Raw genomic sequence first — 21,896 nt, forward strand, 5'->3', positions numbered from 1 at the left:
AAAGTAAACTTTTAATAATTAGTTTACATTCGTGAAAGGGGTGTTAATTATGAAAGTAGTTACGCTGCGATTAGGTGGTACTTATACCGCTTATGGACAAAAGTTTAAGAATGGCCAAGAAGAAACAATAGCAAATGATAAAGCTGATTATCTTGTAAGTACTGGACATTTTGAACTTGTAAAAGAAGTCGATAAGAAGGAGAAAGAAACATAATGGATATTACCGTGCAGGACATTAAAGACCGTGTAAATGTGCAGAAAATGCCCAATACGGTTATTCAAGAACTAATAGATTACTATGCAGTTATTACTAAGAAGTATTTAAGAGTTAAGCCGGAGAATCCAATGAAAGAAATCATCCAAACAAGTAAATTAGCTTGGCTTTCTTTTCCTGCTGAATCTATAGCAAAAGTAACTCATGTTAGTTCTAAACAAGATATGACCGATTCTATTACTGTAAATGGGCGTATTGTTTACGGTTTATCTGAAAATCAGTTATATGAATTCGAATATAAGATACAAGATTATGATGATCTGCAGGTACTTATGAAGAAATGTATTATTGATTTGGTTGTTTCTGCAGTAGTTCGTGCTAACTTACTACGAAAAGGTATGAAGACATCGGAGAGTATTGGCGATTATTCGTACCAGATTAGCCCAGAAACACTAGATGAACCAGCTACAAACAATAAGATACTCAATGGTTTAAAAGGCTTTAGAGCAAGAGTTAAGCCGGTGATGGCCACATGAACGAAATGTATTTCGATGATGGTGGAATGGATGATTTATATATTCATGAGGTAGTTGTAAAACGAAAAATGAAAAAGAAACAATCCTCTGGTAATTATGCAGAAACAGAAGAAGACATTTATGAGAATATGACTTGTCGTGTAACTACTAATTCTGCTGCTGATAATGAGAGATTTAAGCGCGATAAACAAAATTTTGATACAACCTTTAAGATATATGCACCTGCTTCTTACATAATTAAACCCAATGATCTTATTCATTTCAAAAATGAAGATGTGGGCGTTGATTATACATTTGAAGTAAAAGGAGAGCCGCGTAATCCTGCATTTATGAATCATCACATTGAAATTTATTGCGAAAAGGTATGATTCTATATGGCGAATTCAGTAGAAATTGAGTACTCAAGTAATATGGAGCAAGTAAAGACACATATTAACGCTATGTGTGTTGAAAAGGTCACAACAGCATCTATTCATTTACAAAATCAAGTTAAGAAGAACCTCACAGGCAGCCGTAGCGGTAAGCAATACAAAATACCTCATACGAGTCGTAAATATACTGCTTCTAAACCAGGTGAAGCTCCTGCCGTTCGTACCGGTGATTTATTAAATTCGATTAAGTATAATGTCAAACGATCACAATCGGAAGTGTTAGGCGCAGTAGGAAGTGATTTAAAAAAAGCAATTTGGCTTGAAACTGGTACAAGTCATATGGAAGCCCGTCCATTCCTATTAAAAGCGTTTGAAAAAGAACGTAGAGAACTTAAAAGAATGATGGGAGGGTAATAGATGTCTAACGCTATTGCAGCTATTAGAATACTTGTAGAGAACGATGAAATAATAAAAGCTAATCTATCAGAATATGGTGAAGGCGAGGATAAAGGGCCTGCCCTTTCATTCCAAACTGCACAAGATGATATGGAAATGCCTTATGTAGTTATGAGAATTGAAGCAGATAATCCGGATGATGTTGAAATTATAGATCGTATGATTCTAAATTTCGATGTGTATTGTGATAATGGGGATTATGATAAGGCAAAGTTAATTGCTACGCGTATTGAGAAGTTACTAGATAGAGAAGTTGGTTTAAAAGATGATGGGATACTTTCTATACATCGTGCAGGGAAACTGCCGGTACCGGATGAAGACCCATCTATCATTCATATAAATGCGAAATTTCTTGTCCGAACCATGCGAACGGACTTGTATTAGGGGGTAGGACAAATGAGCTGGAAATTAATTAATGGTGTCCGTGAAGGGACTACAGATAATTTTGTTATCGGTCCTGGTGTCATGTACAAAGGATTTAAAAGTGTAAAAGAATTAGGTGAGCTTGTAGGAGCGACTACAGGCGGAACTAAAGTGGGTTTTGATCGTGAGTATTATGATGCAGATATTGATGGTGTGCTAGGTAAAATGGTGCGTGGTAAGTGGTTATTAAAAGATGAACCGCATGTAGAACTTACATTAGTAGAGTTCACAAAAGAAAACCTGCAGTTAGCTTTACCTGGTATGACGGTAGATAGTACAACTGAAGAAGATTACGATATTATGAAACCTTCAAATGATATTCCAGATTCAAACTATCATGATATTGCACTCATTGGTATGATTTCGGGTAGTGAGCTACCAGTCATTTTTGTAATTCGTAATGCAATGGTAGTTTCATCTATTGAAGTAGATCTAAAAGACGGTAAAGGAACGGTTGGTTTAAAATGTAAATTTATCGGTCATTACAGTGAATCTGCACCAACTACACCACCATACGACATCTACTTACCAAAGAAAAAGAAAACAACAGTACAAAAAGCACCGGCTACCACATAAATGGTAGTCGGTTTTCTATTACATAAAACGAGCTAAATGCTAAAAGGAGAGAACAAAATGAAATCTATTTTAGAAAAAATGATGAATACCGGTACAGAAATCACGATTTTAGGGGAGAAAATATTGATGCGTCGCTTAAATGTAACGGATGTTTGGCGGTTCGCTAAGATTATTTCTAAAGTTGGCCGACATGCAATAGCTGATTTTGCAGATTTCGGTAAAGCTAAAAATGAAATGGATGAACTAACAAAAGCTGCAGAGTCTCTTCCGGAAGAAGAAAAAAACGTTCAGTTAGCTGCACTTAAAGAACAACAAAAACAAAAAGGTTTAGAGTTTGCTTTACGTGTACTAACAATGATCCCGGCTTGTGAGGATGATTTCACAGAGTTCTTTGCAAGTTTACTAAAAGCTAAGAAAGAGGAATTTTGCCAACTCCCTCCCGAAGCAATGGTTTCTGTTATTCAAGGATTACTGGAAAGTGAAGACTTAATGACTTTTTTCAACCAAGTGCAGGGGCTAGTGAAAGTTCAGAGCGAGAAATGGAACCAATCAGCAGCAGCGCCAATCCTAGCGTAAATGAAGACTCAGATGAATATTTAGAAGAAGCAGAACAAAATATGTTACGTGCTTTCGACAAGATACAAAAACGGTATGGATGGACAGATGATTATGTCTTATCAATACCGTATTCGCGTTTAATGGACCTGTTTTCTCTAATTGCACGAGAAGAGCAGCAAGAAGAACTAAATGAGTGGAAAAAGATGGCGTTCATTGGCTTTCAAACTCGTCAACTTGAAGAAGGTACTACTTTTAATGATTATCTTCAAGCTTTTGGACTAACTGACAACCAGGACGATAAAGAATCATCTTATGAAATGGGTGAAGTATGGACGAAAGAAGAGTGTGAAGCGCATGTTGAGCAGATTATGGCTCAATTCCAGGAAGACGACGATGAAGAATAAAATGGTTATCGGCCCCAGAAGGGGGTGCGTAAATGTTAGCTGAAATGTTCCAACTGTTCGGAACGATTGGTATTAAAGCAGAAGGCGCTTATAAAGATTTACAACAGTTTGAAGATCGAGTACAAAAGACTGCAAATGGAATGCATGATAAATTCCAAAAAGCAGGGGAATCAATTAGTCATGTAGGTAACAAAATGAAAGATGTTGGTACAAACATGACAACGGGCGTTTCCTTACCTTTAGCTGGTATCGGTGCTGCCGCTGTAAAAGTGGCTTCTGATTTCGATACTTCTCAAAGAAACATCCAATCTTCTTTAGGTCTTACTGAAAAAGGTGCTGAAAACCTTGGTAAAATCGCAAAAGAAACTTGGAAAGATGGATTTGGCCAAAGTATTGAAGAAGTAGATCAGTCTCTTATAAAAGTGTATCAGAATATGAAAGACGTTCCTCACGAAGAATTAGATGAAGCTACAAAAAGCGCTATGACATTGGGTAAAACATTTGATTCTGATATCAATGAAGTAACTCGTGGTGCAGGGCAGTTAATGAATCAGTTTGGTATTTCTTCAAAGGAAGCATTCGATTTATTTGCTGCTGGTGGACAAGAAGGTTTGAACTATTCAAATGAAATGTTTGATAATGTGGCCGAATATGCGCCATTGTACAAACAAGCCGGCTTCTCTGCTAACGAGATGTTTACCATTATGGCAAACGGAACTCGTGACGGCAGTTATAATCTCGATTACATTAACGATCTCGTAAAAGAGTTCGGTATTCGTGTGCAAGATGGTTCTAAAGGCGTAGCTGATGCCTTTGCAGAAATGAGTCCAGCAACTCAAAAGGTTTGGGACAATTTCAATAAAGGTAAAGGAACTTCTGCGGATGTATTTAATGCCGTTTTAGGTGATTTAGGTAAGATGGACGATAAAGTAAAAGCAAACCAACTTGGTGTTGCTGTATTCGGTAGATGATAAATTGTGCCGAAATAAAATCGCGGTATAAAGCAAAGAGGGTGCGAATCCTAATTTGAACCGAAGGATATACAAAGTATAGCCAGGGGCAGAGCATAGAAGGTGAAAAGATATAATCCTTCCACGAGACCGCGACACTTATTAGTGAAAACGTATGCCGAACTTACAGGAAATGAACTGTAAGAAGTAGAGGATAAAAAGCCTTTACGATAACACAATTGACAAAGTGGGAAGACATGGGTGCTCAAGCTGTCTTAGGTCTTAATAATGCAAATGGTGCGTTAGGCGATGTCGAGGGCACAATGGGAAAAATGCAGAAGACGCAGCAAGAAGCTTTTGGTGTTCGTTGGCAAAAGTTAATGCGTACTACAATGGCATCTTTAGAACCATTAGGACAAGCTATTTTAGATATTGCAGAAGTAGCACTTCCTCCAATTATTAAAACAGTAGAAGTTGTTGCAAAGGCATTTAGTTCTATGCCTAAGCCAATTCAAATTGGTATTGTAGCAATTTTAGGTATGGTCGCTGTATTAGGTCCATTAGTCGCCATGATGGGCTTTATGACAAGTGGAGTTGGAGCATTTGTTGGTTCATTAAGATTCCTAGTACCAATACTTACTAAAGTACCAATGCTATTTACAGGCATTCTTAAAGTCGGCCCTAAACTTATCGGTATGTTTGGTGGAATTGGGAAAGCTCTAGCGCTGTTGGGCAGATCCATGATGACCTTACTGATGAATCCCTGGACGATTGCCATACTAGCAATTGTAGGATTAGTATATCTAATTTATAAAAACTGGGATGACATCGTAAAATACACCAAGAAAGCAGTTAAATGGATTGGCGATGTCTGTTCTAAAGCTTGGGATGGTTATGTAAAAATAGTTAAATGGTATTTTAACTTGTTGAAAAATATAATCGAATTCGGTTGGAATGCTATTAAATTCATCTTCAAATTTGCATTAGATGGATTGAAAAAAATTGTAGATGGCACATGGAAATTCATTAAGAATAGTGCCCAAAAGGCAGTTAACACCTGGAAGAAAATTTTCACTACTGGATGGAATGCTGTTAAAAGAATTTTCTCTATGGCTTTAGCAATAATAAAGCAGTACGTAAAAACCGAATTCGAAAAAATGAAAAATACAATATCCAGTGTTTTTAACACGATTAAGGAAATTGTAAAAAAAGCCTGGGACGCAATTAAATCAACCTTTACTACAGTATTAAAATTCTTAAAAGATTTTGTGAAATCTTCTTGGGAATCTATTAAAGATACAATTTCTAGCGTTATGAACACAATTAAAAATGTGATTCAAACAGCTTGGAATTTTATAAAGTTTACAATCATTAATGCAGTTCGTGAATTTGTTGGGTTTGTAATTACTAATTTCAACAAATTATATAACACAATAACCGATGTTGTTGGCGGTATAAAAGAATTTATTGTTAGTAATTTTAAAACTATAAAGAAAGCAATCACTGGTGCATTTACAGGGGTTGTAGATACAGTAAAAGATGTATTCAGTAAAGTTGGTTCTATAGTAAAAAATGTAGCAAAAGATGCAGTTAGCTGGGGAAAAGATATTATTGCCGGTATTGGTGAAGGTATGTCAGGAATGGCAGATTGGCTTATAAAAAAAGCTAAAGGAGTTGTTTCGGGAATACCTAAAGCCGTATTAAAGTTCTTTGGTATTCGAAGCCCATCCCGGTTAATGATGGAATACGGGGGCTATATTACAGAAGGTCTTGGTGTAGGGATGGAAAAAATGATTCCTGCAGTAGACAAAGCTTCTGAACTATTAAATAAAGCTGTCGTACCACCTAAACCAATGAAACTAGTAACCGATGTATCTAATCAAATTGGACAAATGGGCGCACGTTCTGCTGATCTAATCGGTAAAACTGCACATCCATTTGCTGGACAAACCCACGTTGAGAAGAAAACGGATAATGGCGTAACAATTCAAAATGCTACTTTTAAAGTCTCTGTTGAAAAACTACAATCTGCAGACGACTTTGTAAAAATGAGAAAGCTGCTACAAAACGTAGTTGCTGATGATCTAATGGGAATGGCGGTGCGAAATGTATGAGTATATTAAAAACATTGCATAGAAGAGGTGGTTCATACCATCTCTTAGGAAAGGCTGCAGAGTTAAAAGACACAATACGATATACCATTGATTTCTCATGGCCAGGGACATATAACTTTTCGTTTTTGTCCCAGGTTCCTATTGGTTCTGATGGCATGTTACCAGATAAGTACTTTATTGTTCGGGTAAATGGTATTGAGAGATTTAGAGCAAGAGGACCTTATGACTGGGAAGCAAGAGAAATCTTTGTAGGTGCAGGACCACAAACAATTGAATTTACAACAATCGGTTATGGTTCCTCTGACATAGCATATATACGCGACGTACATTACTATGCATTTGGGCATGTACCTAATATCGAAAAGATTGAACAAACAAAATTACCAAAATCACTAGATGGCTTAAAATTGCATAATGTCATGCATGGATACCCGCGTTCTCAAAGTGCAGGTAGCAAAGGTTGTGAAGTAGAATTCACTGTACTATTTAAAGATATCAGTTATTGGCGTGATTTCATGAGGGAAATATACCGTCCTCATATTATTACTGGTGATTACGGTACCTATGGGGGTATAATTCCGCCGAATGAAGTAGATGCAATACGAAAAGGAACGTTAGTCATAGCAAAATGTAAATTAATGTCCATGTCACAAGCAGGAGTAGGAGTTGATGGAATGTGAGAGAAGGATCTATTTCTTTAATTAGAATGTTGGGGAGCTATTTCCAAGTTGGGAATAACTCCCCTAATTTAATTGTTTATATGAAAAGAAGAGACTCTTCTTCTTACGTACAAATACAACATCGTGTAATAGGCTTAGAAGTGCAGGAGAACGCAGATCAGTTTGCTAGTACATTTACTATTACCTTTGCGAATGAATACGGTCAAATGGCTCCTGATAACTGGTATGGTAAGTTCTCTTCTATTTCAGAATGGTTTTATAACAGTGAGGTAACAAATACAAACCAGCTATATCCGCAGACTGAATTTAAAGTGTCTATTGGTTACGGTGAGGAAGCATTACCTTATATACATGGTTTTGTATCTGATGTGAAGGTAAATGCCGAAAGCGGCACGATTTCAGTTACCTGCACTACATCTTATAAGAAGGTTTTACATAAATCAGTAATCCCAACACCTGGATCAGATGAAATTGTTGCACCTACCGGTAATGTTTATGATGTTGTGAAGTTCTTCTTTGAAAAAGCAGGAGTTACATTGCACGGTAACAGAGTAAATATTCCTGGAACCAATCAGAGCTGGATTGTAGAAGGAGCAACCGGTAAGAGATTTCAAAAATGGGATGAAATTGTTCGCGATATTATAGATACCACATTCCACTATATTAAACACGAACCAGACGGAAGTTGTACATTTATGAAAATGCCAGACTATGCAATTAATGAACCTGCAAAGTTTAGTTTTAGAGAAGGGGAAAACCTTATCTCTTTAGATATGCAGCTAACTGATCAGGATATAAGTAATAGTATTGTTGTTAAATGTGGCGATTACGCAAACGGATTTCTTAATTCGTTTCTATTAAAAAATGTATCGCAGGGTGATTTACGAGAGGAAATGATAGAAGTGCCCTGGGCAACAACATTCTTTGCAAGAAGAGCGGTTGCTGCAGCTTATCATTTAAAAGCAATTCAGAAGTTCAGAACATTAACAGTAGCAGTAGTTGGTGATCCAAGGATTCAATTATTTGATGTTATTTCTGTTTACAATAGAGATTCTGGTCAACAGTGGAATTACTTTGTTAAAGGGATTAATACAATGATTTCTGCAGATGATGGATTCTATCAAACTTTAGATTTAACTGTTAACTATGGGTATGAACCTGCTCCCTATACAGATATAACCGGTATTACAGTAAATGTAGATACATTACGTTTAAAACTTTGGGATTGGGATTTAGAGGATGGCGATTTATTAAATATTTACTGTAATGATAAATTAATCGAAGAAAATTATTTCATCCGGAACAATCCAACGTATGTAGATATTCCGCTTGAATACGGCGTGAATATTATCGTATTTGAAGCAGTACGAAACCCAAAAGGGATTCTTACAGGACGTTTGCAAGTACTGGATACGCAAAATAATATCTTATTTGATTATGGTTCTCTACCAGATTTATCATTTCCTCGGGTAAATCAAGACAAAGATCACTATTATATCCAACGACCAGCAAAAACCTGGTCTGTTACGAGGGTGAACTAGGGGTGATTCTATGATAATGCAAAAAAACTTATATGATCCAATCATGTATTTGATGAAAGGATTAATCGATAGGCAAATATATACCGGTGGTAAGCCAATGCCTGGGAATGACCCGAATGACGTATTTAAAGAAGGTATGACCGAAGGATATACACTTATTCGTGACGGTGCTCGTTTATCTGCAGTTGATGGAGATAAATATCTGCACTATGACTTGGCCTTTAATGCACACGGTATGCTAGAAAAGGTTCTTGTCTCTCATAAAGTAACCGGAAAAGAGATGGAGATACAATTAATATACAATGCACAAAAACAATTAGAGCGTGTGCAGCCGAAACTTCTTAATAAAGGTAACGGTATACTTTCTGATTTACCAATTCCCGATGTGTCGTAATGATGCACGGGAATTTTTTAATACAAGAAAAAGGGTGATTACTCTTGTTTGAAACAACCTATTTAGCCGGTGGACGATTAGATCCACCCTTTCATCCAACTAAAACAGAACCATTCATACCTGGTTTCATTATGGATTCCACATCATTTAAAACGGATGAAGTGAAATATACATTGCTTGCAGATATGGAGATTTACGCAATTAGTGTTAGTTCTTCCATTTACGAATTAGATGATAAATGGGATTTAATCGTGAACGGGCAAACCGTTTGCCAAGATATTTATACAAAGCGGCTTCCGGAAGGGATGCACTTTATGGTTTATACAGCAGTTAAAGCAGGAGACACAATTGTATTTCGATTCCATAACCAAGGAATTCTTGATAAAACAGTTTGGTTTGAATTGCACTTTTTAAGATAAGGGGGCGTATTGATGAGCTTTGCTGTTACCTATATGGCTGGTGGAAGATTCGATGCACCTTACTTCCCAACAAAAACAGAGCCATTTATACAAGGGCGAAGAGTTGGTATACATGATGAAATTCATGTAGATAAGTTTTCATTACCATTCGAAACAGAAATGATTGCTTTTTCTGTTGCTGCTTCACATTACAGTGACTCGGACTACTGGAATTTATTTATTAATGGCCAACAAGTATTTAAAGAGGTTTATGTAAAAGATGTGCCGGAGGGATTTAATTTCTCCATTGTAAAACCTATACCTGCTAATGCAGAACTAAAATTTGAATACCACAATGCATCTGCAGAGAAAAAAGCCATATGGCTTAATTACCAACTATTAAGAGATTAGGAGCGTGAAATAGATGGCATACGTTGAAAAAATGTATACAGAAGGCGAATTCCAAGACGAAATTGTTAAATTGGTAATCGCTAACGGATGGAAGAAAGTAAAATCGTTTTTCAGAGCCGTTTATCCGGATTTAGACATAAAATCCGAAGATGATTCAAAGTTTGAGTTCGGCATGAGTAAGCACATGCTAGTGAAGAACAATAGCGGTTCTATTTATGGAATTGCTCAAATTTCAAAATGGTCACTTAAAAAGTCAGAGATTAAATACAACTTCACAAATGAAGAAGGTAAGAAATCTTTTGCCGAAGATGGTAAAAAACGTTTAGAAAGCGGCAGGGATCGTTCTTGTTTTTATGTTTATATGATTGAAAAAGAACCCAGCGTTGCAGATGAGGGTGTTCTTGTTCTTCCTTATGAATTTAATAAATTTGAAAAAATATTATTAGATGTGGAATTAACTAAGATAGGAATTACTCTAAAGACAAATCCAAGTGGTGTCGGTACATATAAAGTTTACTCCTATGACGAAGCAGAGACACAAGTCATGATGTCTCCTTGGGTGAAAGTAACATTACGAAATACGAATTTACAAGGTATCAATGCTCAAACAAACTGGTGGCCTGATTCATTGGTTCGAATTAATGGCCAAGTTGATGAAAGCCGTGTTGTTTTATTAATACAAGCTGATAATACACCAGCCTTTGAAAACAACGTAGTTCCAGTTACACCGCTTTATATGGGCCAATTAGAAAGTTACGCTAATGATGATACATTAGGTGATGCATTATGGGCGGGAACAGCTTTTGATACAGGTAATGAAGAAGCATCACATAAATTCGATTTTAACGACACGAAACCATATAGAAATGTAGAAAACTACATGCCTGTCATGAAGTCTTATCCACGTTCCCCTGGTAATGGTATTGATAACGTAATTATTAAACGTTCAAGATTAGGAGCAAGATACCAGGCTCATTTTATTGCTTGGAATGTAGCGCCTAATGCAATGCCACCAGATCGCGTTGGTAAAGATGGTGGCCAGTATTCACTAGCATGGCAATCGCAGGATAATGACGAATACAAATATCAATTTAACCCGTCTGTTTATAGCAATAAAGTACATACTTCTCGTGCTTATATTGTTCATCCAGATGAAGGTGTACGTGGATATTTACCTTATATGATCCTATTGTCTCCGTTAGGTCTATTAAATGGCGATAGATTAAAAGTTAGAAAGAATACTTGTCCGGATTCACACGACATTTACAAATTCTTTAATGTAGATGCTATTTCACCAATTACAAAAAGACCTGCTACGGCGTATCGTCCTGCTGGATTAGGTATTTTTGAGAAAACAGTATAAAGGAGTGTACATATATGTGGTTTGATAAAGTCGTATATTTACAAACATTACCGCAAGAATTAGAAAAACTATTTGCTGATAACGGTTGGAAACGAACGCTATTTTTCCAAATCAAGAGCGGCATTTCAAAATTTATTGATGTAAGGTTGTTTGAATCGTTAGGAAGCGATGGAGAACGTAGAAGATTCGGCATAGCAAATGCGTATGACACTGCTGATTCTGATTTCACTGATAGCCGCTTTATTTCTGCAGATTCTCCACTAGGTAAATTAGGGATGGGGGATGGAGTAAAGAAAGACTTCTCCATCCCTGTTTCTCCTGTTCTTGGCCCTTCTGTCATTGTATATGTAAATGGGTTTGAACAAGAAAAGAGTAAATATAAGGTGGATGCAACTACAGGAAAAGTAACATTTACTACCGCTATTGCAAAAGGTGATAAAGTAACATGCGAATACAGATTGGCTACCAACACATATGAGCCAAACAATGACATGCTGCTATTTACTTTCAATCGATACTTTATTGAAAAAGAGATCCTTTCCGGTGATAAATTAGGGGAATTAGGAAAAGGAAATGGAACGAAAAAGAACTTCGCATTGCCATTCCCTAACTTTGACGAAAGTAGGACCGTAGTTTACAAAGATAATACTATTGTTGATCCTAGCGAGTATTCGTTTACTGAAACAGAAATTGTATTTAAAACCGCACCTGCAGCAGATACAACAATTAAGATTAGTGGTATTTATTTCTTATTACCAAAAGAAGACGGGACACTGGATACATTAACGGCAAAAACAAGTTTCGATGTACAAAAGATGGAAAGTATTATGGGCGAAGTATATTCTACGATTAATTTTGTGAACCCATCCCCTTATACATCAATTAGTTTTACACCGGAGCAGCGTTTCTCTAAAGAATTAAATCGCGACTCTGTTGTTTATCTGTATGGGAACGCAAACAAGGACCGCTTAGTTATGTTTATGCGTGTAGATCCAACACCAAATCCAGTTCGTGCATTATTTGTTCCGTTGTATATCGGGAAATTATATACATTCGATGTTGCACCAAGAAAAAACATGATTATTTTAAGTGGCTGCAGACCAGGCGACCAATTTGTATATTCGTCAAATAAGAAAATCGGTAATGCGCCACTTGATTACGGTTCTGATACATCAAACGGAAACGAAACGGTTCAATTATCACAATCAAGCACAGGAGCCATGTACCAACATCATTATCTAGCTTTCATTACTCATGATATGTCAGTAGATAGTGGACAAGGACGCTTTAATCCATCGGTTTATAGTGGTAAATATCATTTATCTCAAATTTATATTGTTCATCCAAACGATGGATATGTTGGAAAACTAGATGATGTTTATGCAGTTCATCCAAAGAATATCCAGCAAGCTGATGAATTAGAAATTGAAAAAACAGTTGTAGATGAAGTACTTGGTCAAGGCGATGGCCATCGTAAAGTATTTCATTTAGAACATAAGCCAAAGGGCGAAACGTTAAGATTATTCATTTCATGTAAAGAAGTAGAAAAAACAGATTATGTATACAATGCAGAGGATAAGACCGTTACATTTAACGAAGCACCGGTTATTGGTTCTGAAATCACAGGCGCTTATGAAATGGCTCAATTATATCGTTATACATTACCGACAACGCCAGTTTGTCCTATGACGCAAGCGAAAGCAACACCATTTAATCCAATTGGTTTAGCGATCTACAAAGAAGATATTTAAGCATAAGGGGGTAGCAGAAGAATGAGTGAAAAAGTTTATTCTATTGCTTCCCCTTCTATATGTACCAAAGAAAAAAGTCATGTTGTTGTCGTTGGTTCTGGACCAGATCAGAATGAAAAAGTTTATTCTTTTTCTATTACACCAGCAAATACAGAAAACAAAAATGATGTTGATTATCCAATTTGCATTGCTCCTTATGCGAGATATAAGGCTGTTAAAGAAGATAACGCAGGAATAACCGCCACAAAAGTAAGAGCAAAAGGGATTTTAACAGATGTTGTAGAGAATGCATTGCGACAAATAGAGGTAGAAGCCTACATTTCAAATACAACTGATTCTGATTTAAATCGAAATATAAATGTGGCCAACATTGAAATGCAGCATTCGCAACGAATGGACAGGATTTCTGTTCAACTAATTTCTGCAGAAGAATCACCACAACACAGACGAATTTTCGATATAAACCATATCGAAGGGGTAGAGAGCGAAAAACCAAGCGAGATAGAAGCAATGGTACACGCTTCTGATGAAACAAATCTTATAACGAATGAGTATGAAGCTGCACCGATCATAAAGCAGGATTTACTAAAAGGTAAGTTACGTGAATTCGCTGCAGGTGTAGAAGTATTATCGGAATGGGTAAATGTTGCGCGTATTGTATATGGTGAAGGTTTTTATAATGAACTTATGGCCGAAAGAGTTGCAACGGATTATGAAGCTGTATCCATGCATAATGAAACGGGCGAGATTGTTACCAGGGAGCTACAAGCTACACATGCAGAGGTTACTTTATCTACTGCAGTTCCAAATATATTACCTGTATCTATTGCCGAAAATGAAACTGGTGATATACAGCAAAAAGAAATACTTCTTCATGCTCCGGCACAATTCGAATTTGGTACAAAAGAACGAGAAGTTAAAGGGATTATAGAAGAATTTGATTTGTTCAATGGTATGGGTATACCGGTTTATCTTCCGGATTATGATTTATTTGCTCGTATGCAAAGAGACATTGAAACGTCTATCGCTAAACAATATGAGTTGAATCGTGTAGAAGAAATTGAAAATGTGGACCTGCTTCCTTATGAAGATATTGAAAGTGCGTATTTAATTCGTGACATAGATGTAGCTCAAATTAACCTTGATCACTCTATTCGAGCAAAGGAACTTGCTGCAGATGTTATCGCAAGTAACGACGTAAGCAAGAAAATAAATATATTTGATTCTGAAAGAAATGAATCCGCATCATTTACAAGAACAAAAGAACAGTATATGAATGTAGATACAACACACACATTTGAACGTATCGTAGAAACACTTGATTCTGTTTACGCTGATCAACAAGAATTCGCAAATAAAGAAAATGTATTTACTGCAGCTATAGAGGTAGGACAAGAAGTTGAAAATACTTCACGGATATTATCTGTTAAAGACATTTCCGAAACTGACGATGCGAATAAATCGCAAAACATATTCGAGATACAGACAATTGTCACAGAAGAAGCAGAAAGGTTACATGAAATAAATGCCGGCATTACTGATACAGATTATTCTCATCGTATCTTCAAAGAATTACAAGGCGTATCGCCAGACGTTACATTTGCAGAAGTGAAAAATGAGTTGCAAGCAACTGTAGTTGAACTGGAACAAGCTGATAAAGAAGATACTGCAGTACTTACACATGTTGATGACATCTCTTCATTCGGATTAAAAGAACGCGTACTTATTACTGATGTAAATACTGATGAAGTTGCCAATAAAACCGAAAAAGAATTACAAGCTACCATAGAAGAGTTTGATTTATTTGAGGGCCTTGGTATTCCCGTATATCTTCCAGAATTCGATTTGTTTGGCCGTGTTCAAAAAGAACTAGAAACATGTATTGCCTTATTTAATGATTCATCTAAATCATTAAATGTGATGCAAATTAAGCTAGATAAAACAATTGAATCTGAAAAAGCAATGAAAGAACATACAACTGCAGTAATTGAAGAAGTAGCTTCGGACACTGTTCCAGTTATCTTAGATGCTGAACATATAACTTTAGACATTTCTTACAAACAAAATTCACAACAAGCTCTTATTACAGATCAAGAAGCTTTTACCGGTATACGTGAATTTGAAGGCGGAATTATCTCCGATATAACACCGGCTGATAAAGAAGTTATAACAGCCGATACAAATGTAATTGAAACAGTAGATGCAGCAAGGGAATCTGAACAATATGCAATCGTTAGTGAACATGAATTATTAGAGCGACAGACTAGCATAGAAGCTACAACTAACAAAGCAGATACATTTTATAGGGAACATGAATTAGAAAGCGTTACAGAGAAATATGAACGGTTTGAACGTACACCAGAAAGAGAATCAGTTCTAGAAGATAATGAGCTATTCAAAATGGAGAGAGTACTAGATACAGAAAAACCAGATGAATTAATAGTTATCGAAAAAGAAAATGATGATCCTAAGTTATGGCTGCGGCATAGTCGTCAATCTTGGTGGACAAATTCAAATTGGAAGAAAACAAGATAAAGAGAGGGTGATGGTATGGCGTATATAGGACAAGTACTCAAAAATCCAGAAACCGGTTGGAGACGTTATGATGATAACAATAACGTTATTACGTATGAAGGTGATTGGAGAATAGCTGAATCGTCTTACGCCGCTTATGGTAAATACCATCTTTGTAGTGGCAAATCAAAAATACGATTTTCATTTATAGGTAGTAAACTTCGGATAATAGGTGGTACTCATAGGGGTTGGACTGGTACTGTTTATGTTGAGATAGATGGTGAAAATTGTGGTACTTATACTAACTATAACCCTGCTTCATATGGGGAATATTCTATTCTCTTATACGAAAAGAACGATCTAGAGTACGCAATCCATAACGTTGTTTTGCATACAGATGCGATAAGTACTTTAGACGCTTTGGATTTTGGAGAACCAGGAGGGCTTGTCACTCCTATTAAAGTTAGTGATACTCTAAAAGAACCTCAACTTGGTTGGTCACGATTTGATGATACGGATAGTAATTTTCATTATTCTGGAGCATGGGACATATCTAAATCAGTTGAACACTATGGAGGTTCTATACACTTTTGTCCAGAAAATAACAAGCCAGCAACTGTACAATTCAAATTCTATGGGAAAGCTTTACGAATTATAGGTTTATTATCTTCTTCGTATGATGTAGGTCAAATTTCAATTGATGACATGCCATCCGAAAACATTATTTATACGTATAACCCTTTAAAACCTCAGGCACTAGTTTATGAGAAAATGGATTTAAAAGAAGATTTTCATACAGTTAAACTATCTGGTCTTAATATAAATTTTGATGCAATTGACATTCTAAAAGGAAAGCTAGTTCCTTTTAAACAAGAAAAAATAAAAGTATCCTTATACGAAAAAGAAAGCGGAAAAATATTTGTAGATGATTTTGATTCCGTAAATCCAAAATGGCTTATGTCACCATCAAATTCATTTAACAATGCTATCAAAAAAGGATTCTTACGTATGAATCATTCTGCAGATAAAGACGTTGTGCTTTTAATCGATAAACCACAAAGTGACTTTGCAATCCAGGTTATTGCGGATTATGCTCCTACAAAAGAAGGAGATGAGGGCGGCTTACTGATTTATCAAAATGAAAAGAATAAAGTCGAGTTTCTTGAATCCTATTCTGCTAATGGTTCACAAAGCAATAAAGAGTGGATGGCAATATGCAAGGAGGATCAATGGGACTTTTATACAAAGACAGATACATTTTTTGATTATGCGGATAACGATTCATTGGCAGCAAAAAGAATTGGTGTTGTTTTAAAAAGAGGAACTGCAGAGGAATTTGTACCGCTAGACATCAATAAAATTATTATGACAACAAGCAATATGTTACGTCTGCGCCAACTATATGAAAATTATAAGGTTGTATTAAAAGATACTGCAGATAATATCCTGTCTACTAACATCGTAGCTGCAGCTCATACCGGCATTGATATTCTACTTCCTTCTTTAGAGTTTGAGGGAATCATAGAAATATATGACGAGGAAAACGAACTGATAGCAAAGAAACAAGCTACCTTCTATGGTGGGGATATGTATTGTATGGGTTCATCCCTACAAATCAAAATGAATAGCGCAGAATTAAATACAACGGATCCAACGAATTTAGGTTACATGGTGAATAATGAACGTATTGTAAAAATGACAATCGTAAATGACAACATCGGTGCTGCTACAAATATAAAACTATCCATTCAACAGTACATGGAGAAAGTCGGTTACACCTGGGCGCTTATTTCGTTAGATGGGACAAGCTTTTTAAATGAAATACAGATTGATTCAGTAGCCGCACAAAGCACACGTGATTTTTGGGTAAAAGTTGTGAAGGATACAAATTTCCTAGCATTCGAACCAATTTATTTTAATATTCATCTAAAACATAATTGAGGTGAATACAATATGGGAACTGTAATGAAATTATATAGATATACATCCGAAAGTGAGATTACACCGTCAATCCTTATTGAGAGGAATGTGCAAATAACAATTGAACCAGGAAAAACTCTATATACTCCATTGGATGTAGGCTGTAACAAATACGATATTCGCACGATTCAAGTTACAAATGATTCAAATGTTGAAGCAATGCTATTTATGTACGACCAAAAAGAGAATGGGAATCAAATCTATAAAAGCTTATCCGAAAAAAGAACGTATGATATTTTATCCATTCCTTGCGAGGATAAAGATCATACAAACAAGGTCCATCTTTATATAGAAAATAGGGGCGTAGCAAACTCCACTTTTAATATTTCTATGAAAGCGATACGTTTAAGTTAAGGAGGAACATACAGAATGACAAATAAAATTTGTAAGTTACACAGACTAGAGCGAAGAGAAGTCTTTATGAAGATTATCGATGAAATGAAAAAGGCTGGGTGGCAGCAATTAAATGCTGATGCGCCATCAAAAGATAAAATTTACGTCATGTACTCAAGCGGTAACGACGGTATGAAGAACCATTCTATAGAATTGCGCCCATTCGATCACGTCACTGCAAGTAGCCAAGATATTATAGCAGGAGTATATAGGGACTATGATATAAGAGATCCTGGTAAGTCTGCTACTGATGCAAGCTTTAGATTAATTGAACGATATGATAAAGAGAAGGATATTACTTTTGGAGGACCTGGTTCGTTCTACCCATTATGTTTTCATCAAGGGAAAACAACTAACAACGCTAGTATTACTACTACTATTAGTAAACCAATTGCTATGGTGGACCTATATTTATACGTTGATAAAGACATTGTTATCTATTGTGTTTATGAAAATGATGATAATCTTCCAGAACGAAAAGGGAAGACTGTAATAGGATTATTTGGTATTCCAGATGAACTATATCAACAAGAACAATTCACACCTATATCTTCTCCTTTTAGTGTATTGGTGAGCGTTTGTCCAAAATGGGACCCTTATGCAGCACTGGTGGCTGCTAGAAGTAAACTTATATATGAGGGATTAAAAAATGTTTCTGTTCCTATTTTCATTTGGGATAAGGTATTTTTAAAGGCACCATCTTTAGAAGGAAATATAATATTTACATCATTTTTTATAGGAGATAACGTAGATGGATTAAGAGCAAAATTTGATGGCCTTTACACATATAGAGGTTCAAATTTTGTAATTGGCGATATCGTTGAAATTTCTCAAGATGGAGAAGTCCAGAAATATAAATTATTTAACACCTACTACTCAAATGTATGGAGTTCATTTTCGGAGTTCAACATTGCATTAAGAGTAGAATAAGGCTGGTGATTTTATGACAATAAAAGGCATAATATTTCAACCGAAAACACTGTATCCAACCGTACAACGTAAACCACAAATACGCAAAGGTTCAAAATTAGAAATCAGTAACATGTATATTACAGGAGTTAGAGCAACTGCTATACGCAAAGGAGTTATGTTTGATTTCTCCCGAAACGAAAGTAAAACTACTGAAAAAGCAGTGATGAAACCACCACGTACTGAACCACTAGAATACGCGTGGAAGAAAATGAACATATAACTTTATTAAAACCAAGCGTGCTGCAGCAGGCTTTTTTATTTTGGTCAAAATTTGAAAGGAGGTGAGAACTTGGAAAGAATTCACGAACTCATCAAGGCATTGAATATAAGCGATGTTATTACAAGTACTCAATTTAAAGTAGGTGGTGCTATAGGTGGTGGATTAGGAACAATAATCAATTTGTTATACGGTAAAGCGAACTTAATTTGGATATCAATTTACTGCTGGATTATCATGCTCGACTGGATTACTGGTAGTAAGGCTTCAAAATTAGATGGAACATACTCATCGCAATATGGCATTGAGGGCATCACGAGAACCGTGGTGCTTTTATCATTACCAGCTCTTGCACATTTATTTGATATTGCTCTTAAACTACCTGATTTCTTTTTCTTCATGGTAGTCGGTGGATTGAGTTACCACATCTTTAATAGTTTCGCAGCAAACTGTGCACGAATTGGCTGGGAAAAATGGATTCCTGCATGGTTATTAGAAAGTGTAGCATCCGAAATACAAGCAAAAATCCAAAGAAGTGATGCACGAAAAGAAAAACATAATACCAAATAAAAAAATACACGCCTTACATAAGGAGAGCAATGTCAAAAGACGGTGCTCTTTTTGTTTGGCAAAAAGGGGAAAATACACAATGAAAAAACCAATTAAACTATTTAGCTCGTTATTTATGACTCTATTACTCTTATTTTCGTTTGCTACGGCTTCTTTTGCCGATAGAGTACTGATTATCCAAGACTTACCGAAACAAGCATATCGCTACGGTGTGGGTTCTTATGAGGGCGTTGTTGCACATAGTACTGCAACACCAGAAGCACCAGCAATTAACATTCGAAATTATGAAGCTAGAACATGGAGAAATGCATTTGTACATTATGCTGTAGATTGGAACGAAACAGTCCAAATTGCTGATACAAAATATGTTGCTTATGGTGCTGGACCAGCTGCAAATAAAAGATTTGTTCACGTAGAACTTTCTGAAACTAGCAACCCAGATAAATTTAAATCTTCTTATGAGCGTTATGTAAAACTATTAGCTAAGATTTTAAAATATAGAGGGATTCATCCAAGCAAAGGTTTATGGACACATAAAGATATTACTTACAAATTAGGTGGAACTGACCACGAAGATCCGATTGATTACCTTCGCAATCACGGTGTATCAGAATCACAATTCAGAGTAGACGTACAAAAGGCGTATGAAGGCGAAATAGTTACAGTTAAACCAAAACCACAAGAACTATCTCAAAACGTTGTAGGCGAAACAGGAGTAGCTTATATTGATGGATTTAACATAAACCTAAGAAGTGGACCATCAACAAATTATGGTGTTATCCGTCAATTAAATAACGGAGAAGCATATCAAGTATGGGGAAAACAAGGTGATTGGTTAAATCTTGGCGGTAATCAATGGATTTATAACAACCCATCTTACATTAAATATCAAGGGGAACAAACTACTACTTCAAGTTCTGTAATAGGAAAACGTGTTGTTTCTAAAGTGGATGACCTTCGTTTCTATGACTCTGCTTCTTGGTCTGATAAAGATGTAGCAGGAACGGTAGATGAAGGACTTGGATTTACTATTGATGCTAAAGTATCCGTTAATGGTTCACCACAATACAAAGTACACAACAGTAAAGGCACAACATACTATGTAACTGCAAATGAAGCCTATGTGTATGTAAAGTAGAGAAAAGAACTTTTTTTCTATAATTCTTAGTTAAACATTAAATAGAGAATTTCAAGCTTCAAAACCAAATGAGAAATGGGTAACGGATATAATCTACTTGATTTTCAATGGGCAACGCCTGTACTTATAAGCTATTTAGGATTTGTACAACAATGAAATTGTTGCCTATGAAACCAGTCGTAGAAACGACTTAAAGCTTGCGTTAGATACACTTAAAAAGGTAAAGAAAAAAGAAATGTAACGGGAATCCTCTTACATAGTGATCAAGGGTCTCAATATACATCTCTTCAATATAATCAATTACTTAAAAAAAATCAGCTGAAGGCAAGTATGTCTCGACGAGGTAACTGTTGGGATAAAGCTTGGATGGAAAACTTCTTCAGTCACTTTAAGGCAGAATGCTTTCATTTATATTCCTTCCGCAAAGCAGATGAGGTTAAATTTGCCGTGCGCAACTAAGCAACCTGAGTCCATATAAATATAGAACTCAGGTTGCTTAGTTGCGCTTTTTAAATCCTGTCTACTTGACAGGGATCACTACATTATATGGTACTCTTATATGAATCAGTACACCATTCATATATTGTTAATGTTTGTGAGTCATGAACAATTAAATGGTTTAACAAGTAAGGATTCAAGATAATGTATGTAAGATGAGTATAAATCGTTATAAAAAAATAAAGAAGAGCACCATTATATAGTACTCTTCTATGAATCAGTACACCATTTATATATTGTTGATGTTTGTGAGTCATGAACAATTAAATGGTTTAACAAGTAAGGATTCAAGATAATATATGTAAGATGAGTGTAAGTTGTTACAAAAAATAAAAAAGAGCACCATTATGAAGTGACCCCTAAAAGTTAGACACGGTTATTTCATTAGGCAGCTTGATAAAAGTGAGTCCGGTATTGTACTGGGCTCATTTTTAATTTTGCCTTAATCCGTTTCGTATTATAATAATCTATATA

General features: G+C 35.9%; 25 protein-coding genes and 1 pseudogene. 25 read left to right on the plus strand and 1 reads right to left on the minus strand.

The window, feature by feature from the left end; translation table 11 throughout:
• Window positions 1–49 precede the first annotated feature (49 nt).
• The 25 genes and pseudogenes from ACO6VI_RS20545 (at window position 50) to ACO6VI_RS20665 (ending at window position 21,383) form a co-directional block, all read left to right on the plus strand.
• The gene (locus ACO6VI_RS20545) at window positions 50–214 is read left to right on the plus strand and encodes a YqbF domain-containing protein (RefSeq protein ID WP_000869884.1); all 165 of its coding nucleotides are present in this window, start codon (window positions 50–52) and stop codon (window positions 212–214) included.
• Window positions 214–750, plus strand: coding sequence for a hypothetical protein (locus ACO6VI_RS20550; protein WP_000355717.1), 537 nt, complete (start codon window positions 214–216; stop codon window positions 748–750). Before ACO6VI_RS20545 ends, ACO6VI_RS20550 begins: the two co-directional genes overlap by 1 nt.
• Window positions 747–1,118 (plus strand): hypothetical protein, encoded by a 372-nt coding sequence (locus ACO6VI_RS20555; RefSeq protein WP_001004651.1) that lies wholly within the window; start codon window positions 747–749, stop codon window positions 1,116–1,118. Before ACO6VI_RS20550 ends, ACO6VI_RS20555 begins: the two co-directional genes overlap by 4 nt.
• A 6-nt stretch (window positions 1,119–1,124) precedes the next feature.
• A complete protein-coding gene (locus ACO6VI_RS20560; protein ID WP_000024038.1) occupies window positions 1,125–1,535 on the plus strand; it encodes an HK97-gp10 family putative phage morphogenesis protein in 411 nt (136 codons plus the stop codon).
• A 3-nt stretch (window positions 1,536–1,538) separates the two neighbouring features.
• On the plus strand, window positions 1,539–1,961 hold the full coding sequence (locus ACO6VI_RS20565) for a hypothetical protein (protein WP_000063387.1): 423 nt from the start codon (window positions 1,539–1,541) through the stop codon (window positions 1,959–1,961).
• 12 nt (window positions 1,962–1,973) lie between these two features.
• On the plus strand, window positions 1,974–2,576 hold the full coding sequence (locus tag ACO6VI_RS20570) for a hypothetical protein (RefSeq protein ID WP_000118569.1): 603 nt from the start codon (window positions 1,974–1,976) through the stop codon (window positions 2,574–2,576).
• A 57-nt stretch (window positions 2,577–2,633) separates the two neighbouring features.
• Window positions 2,634–3,152 carry a hypothetical protein gene (locus ACO6VI_RS20575; RefSeq protein WP_000836019.1) on the plus strand — a complete coding sequence of 173 codons (519 nt, stop codon included), beginning with the start codon at window positions 2,634–2,636 and terminating at the stop codon, window positions 3,150–3,152.
• A complete protein-coding gene (locus ACO6VI_RS20580) occupies window positions 3,116–3,538 on the plus strand; it encodes a hypothetical protein (RefSeq protein WP_000433386.1) in 423 nt (140 codons plus the stop codon). The genes ACO6VI_RS20575 and ACO6VI_RS20580 overlap by 37 nt, the downstream gene beginning before the upstream one ends.
• A 32-nt stretch (window positions 3,539–3,570) precedes the next feature.
• A pseudogene (locus ACO6VI_RS20585) lies at window positions 3,571–4,503 on the plus strand (phage tail tape measure protein); the annotation flags it as partial.
• Between the two features lie 224 nt (window positions 4,504–4,727).
• Window positions 4,728–6,602 carry a phage tail protein gene (locus ACO6VI_RS20590; RefSeq protein WP_422423961.1) on the plus strand — a complete coding sequence of 625 codons (1,875 nt, stop codon included), beginning with the start codon at window positions 4,728–4,730 and terminating at the stop codon, window positions 6,600–6,602.
• On the plus strand, window positions 6,599–7,282 hold the full coding sequence (locus ACO6VI_RS20595) for a hypothetical protein (RefSeq protein WP_000025605.1): 684 nt from the start codon (window positions 6,599–6,601) through the stop codon (window positions 7,280–7,282). The genes ACO6VI_RS20590 and ACO6VI_RS20595 overlap by 4 nt, the downstream gene beginning before the upstream one ends.
• Entirely contained in the window at window positions 7,279–8,823 is a 1,545-nt protein-coding gene (locus ACO6VI_RS20600) for a hypothetical protein (RefSeq protein ID WP_001206676.1), read from the plus strand. The genes ACO6VI_RS20595 and ACO6VI_RS20600 overlap by 4 nt, the downstream gene beginning before the upstream one ends.
• A 10-nt stretch (window positions 8,824–8,833) precedes the next feature.
• The gene (locus tag ACO6VI_RS20605; protein ID WP_000605843.1) at window positions 8,834–9,217 is read left to right on the plus strand and encodes a hypothetical protein; all 384 of its coding nucleotides are present in this window, start codon (window positions 8,834–8,836) and stop codon (window positions 9,215–9,217) included.
• 44 nt (window positions 9,218–9,261) lie between these two features.
• Window positions 9,262–9,636 carry a Low copy number virion structural protein gene (locus tag ACO6VI_RS20610; RefSeq protein WP_088338742.1) on the plus strand — a complete coding sequence of 125 codons (375 nt, stop codon included), beginning with the start codon at window positions 9,262–9,264 and terminating at the stop codon, window positions 9,634–9,636.
• A 12-nt stretch (window positions 9,637–9,648) separates the two neighbouring features.
• Window positions 9,649–10,026, plus strand: a complete 378-nt coding sequence (locus ACO6VI_RS20615; protein WP_000006649.1) for a hypothetical protein — start codon at window positions 9,649–9,651, stop codon at window positions 10,024–10,026.
• A gap of 13 nt (window positions 10,027–10,039) precedes the next feature.
• Window positions 10,040–11,389 carry a hypothetical protein gene (locus tag ACO6VI_RS20620; RefSeq protein ID WP_088338743.1) on the plus strand — a complete coding sequence of 450 codons (1,350 nt, stop codon included), beginning with the start codon at window positions 10,040–10,042 and terminating at the stop codon, window positions 11,387–11,389.
• Window positions 11,390–11,403: 14 nt separating this feature from the next.
• Complete coding sequence (locus ACO6VI_RS20625) at window positions 11,404–13,140, plus strand: hypothetical protein (RefSeq protein WP_088338744.1); 1,737 nt, start codon at window positions 11,404–11,406, stop codon at window positions 13,138–13,140.
• Window positions 13,141–13,161: 21 nt separating this feature from the next.
• Window positions 13,162–15,675 (plus strand): hypothetical protein, encoded by a 2,514-nt coding sequence (locus tag ACO6VI_RS20630; RefSeq protein WP_201145313.1) that lies wholly within the window; start codon window positions 13,162–13,164, stop codon window positions 15,673–15,675.
• A 15-nt stretch (window positions 15,676–15,690) separates the two neighbouring features.
• Window positions 15,691–17,595 (plus strand): hypothetical protein, encoded by a 1,905-nt coding sequence (locus ACO6VI_RS20635; protein WP_000323411.1) that lies wholly within the window; start codon window positions 15,691–15,693, stop codon window positions 17,593–17,595.
• A 12-nt stretch (window positions 17,596–17,607) separates the two neighbouring features.
• Entirely contained in the window at window positions 17,608–17,988 is a 381-nt protein-coding gene (locus ACO6VI_RS20640) for a DUF1998 domain-containing protein (RefSeq protein WP_161508161.1), read from the plus strand.
• Window positions 17,989–18,003: 15 nt separating this feature from the next.
• A complete protein-coding gene (locus ACO6VI_RS20645) occupies window positions 18,004–18,957 on the plus strand; it encodes a hypothetical protein (RefSeq protein WP_161508162.1) in 954 nt (317 codons plus the stop codon).
• A 13-nt stretch (window positions 18,958–18,970) separates the two neighbouring features.
• Window positions 18,971–19,219 (plus strand): hypothetical protein, encoded by a 249-nt coding sequence (locus tag ACO6VI_RS20650; RefSeq protein ID WP_161508163.1) that lies wholly within the window; start codon window positions 18,971–18,973, stop codon window positions 19,217–19,219.
• 69 nt (window positions 19,220–19,288) lie between these two features.
• The gene (locus tag ACO6VI_RS20655) at window positions 19,289–19,786 is read left to right on the plus strand and encodes a phage holin family protein (RefSeq protein ID WP_000439586.1); all 498 of its coding nucleotides are present in this window, start codon (window positions 19,289–19,291) and stop codon (window positions 19,784–19,786) included.
• A 79-nt stretch (window positions 19,787–19,865) separates the two neighbouring features.
• Complete coding sequence (locus ACO6VI_RS20660; RefSeq protein ID WP_161508164.1) at window positions 19,866–20,924, plus strand: N-acetylmuramoyl-L-alanine amidase; 1,059 nt, start codon at window positions 19,866–19,868, stop codon at window positions 20,922–20,924.
• Window positions 20,925–21,170: 246 nt separating this feature from the next.
• Window positions 21,171–21,383 carry a DDE-type integrase/transposase/recombinase gene (locus ACO6VI_RS20665; protein WP_080545931.1) on the plus strand — a complete coding sequence of 71 codons (213 nt, stop codon included), beginning with the start codon at window positions 21,171–21,173 and terminating at the stop codon, window positions 21,381–21,383.
• A gap of 423 nt (window positions 21,384–21,806) precedes the next feature.
• Here the strand turns inward: ACO6VI_RS20665 and ACO6VI_RS20670 are convergent.
• Window positions 21,807–21,896 (minus strand): IS3 family transposase (locus ACO6VI_RS20670; RefSeq protein ID WP_130953558.1); only part of this gene is annotated, 90 nt, incomplete at its 5' end.

The organism is Bacillus sp. PSXD-155 (genome assembly GCF_049310765.1).
Classification (GTDB): domain Bacteria; phylum Bacillota; class Bacilli; order Bacillales; family Bacillaceae_G; genus Bacillus_A; species Bacillus_A cereus.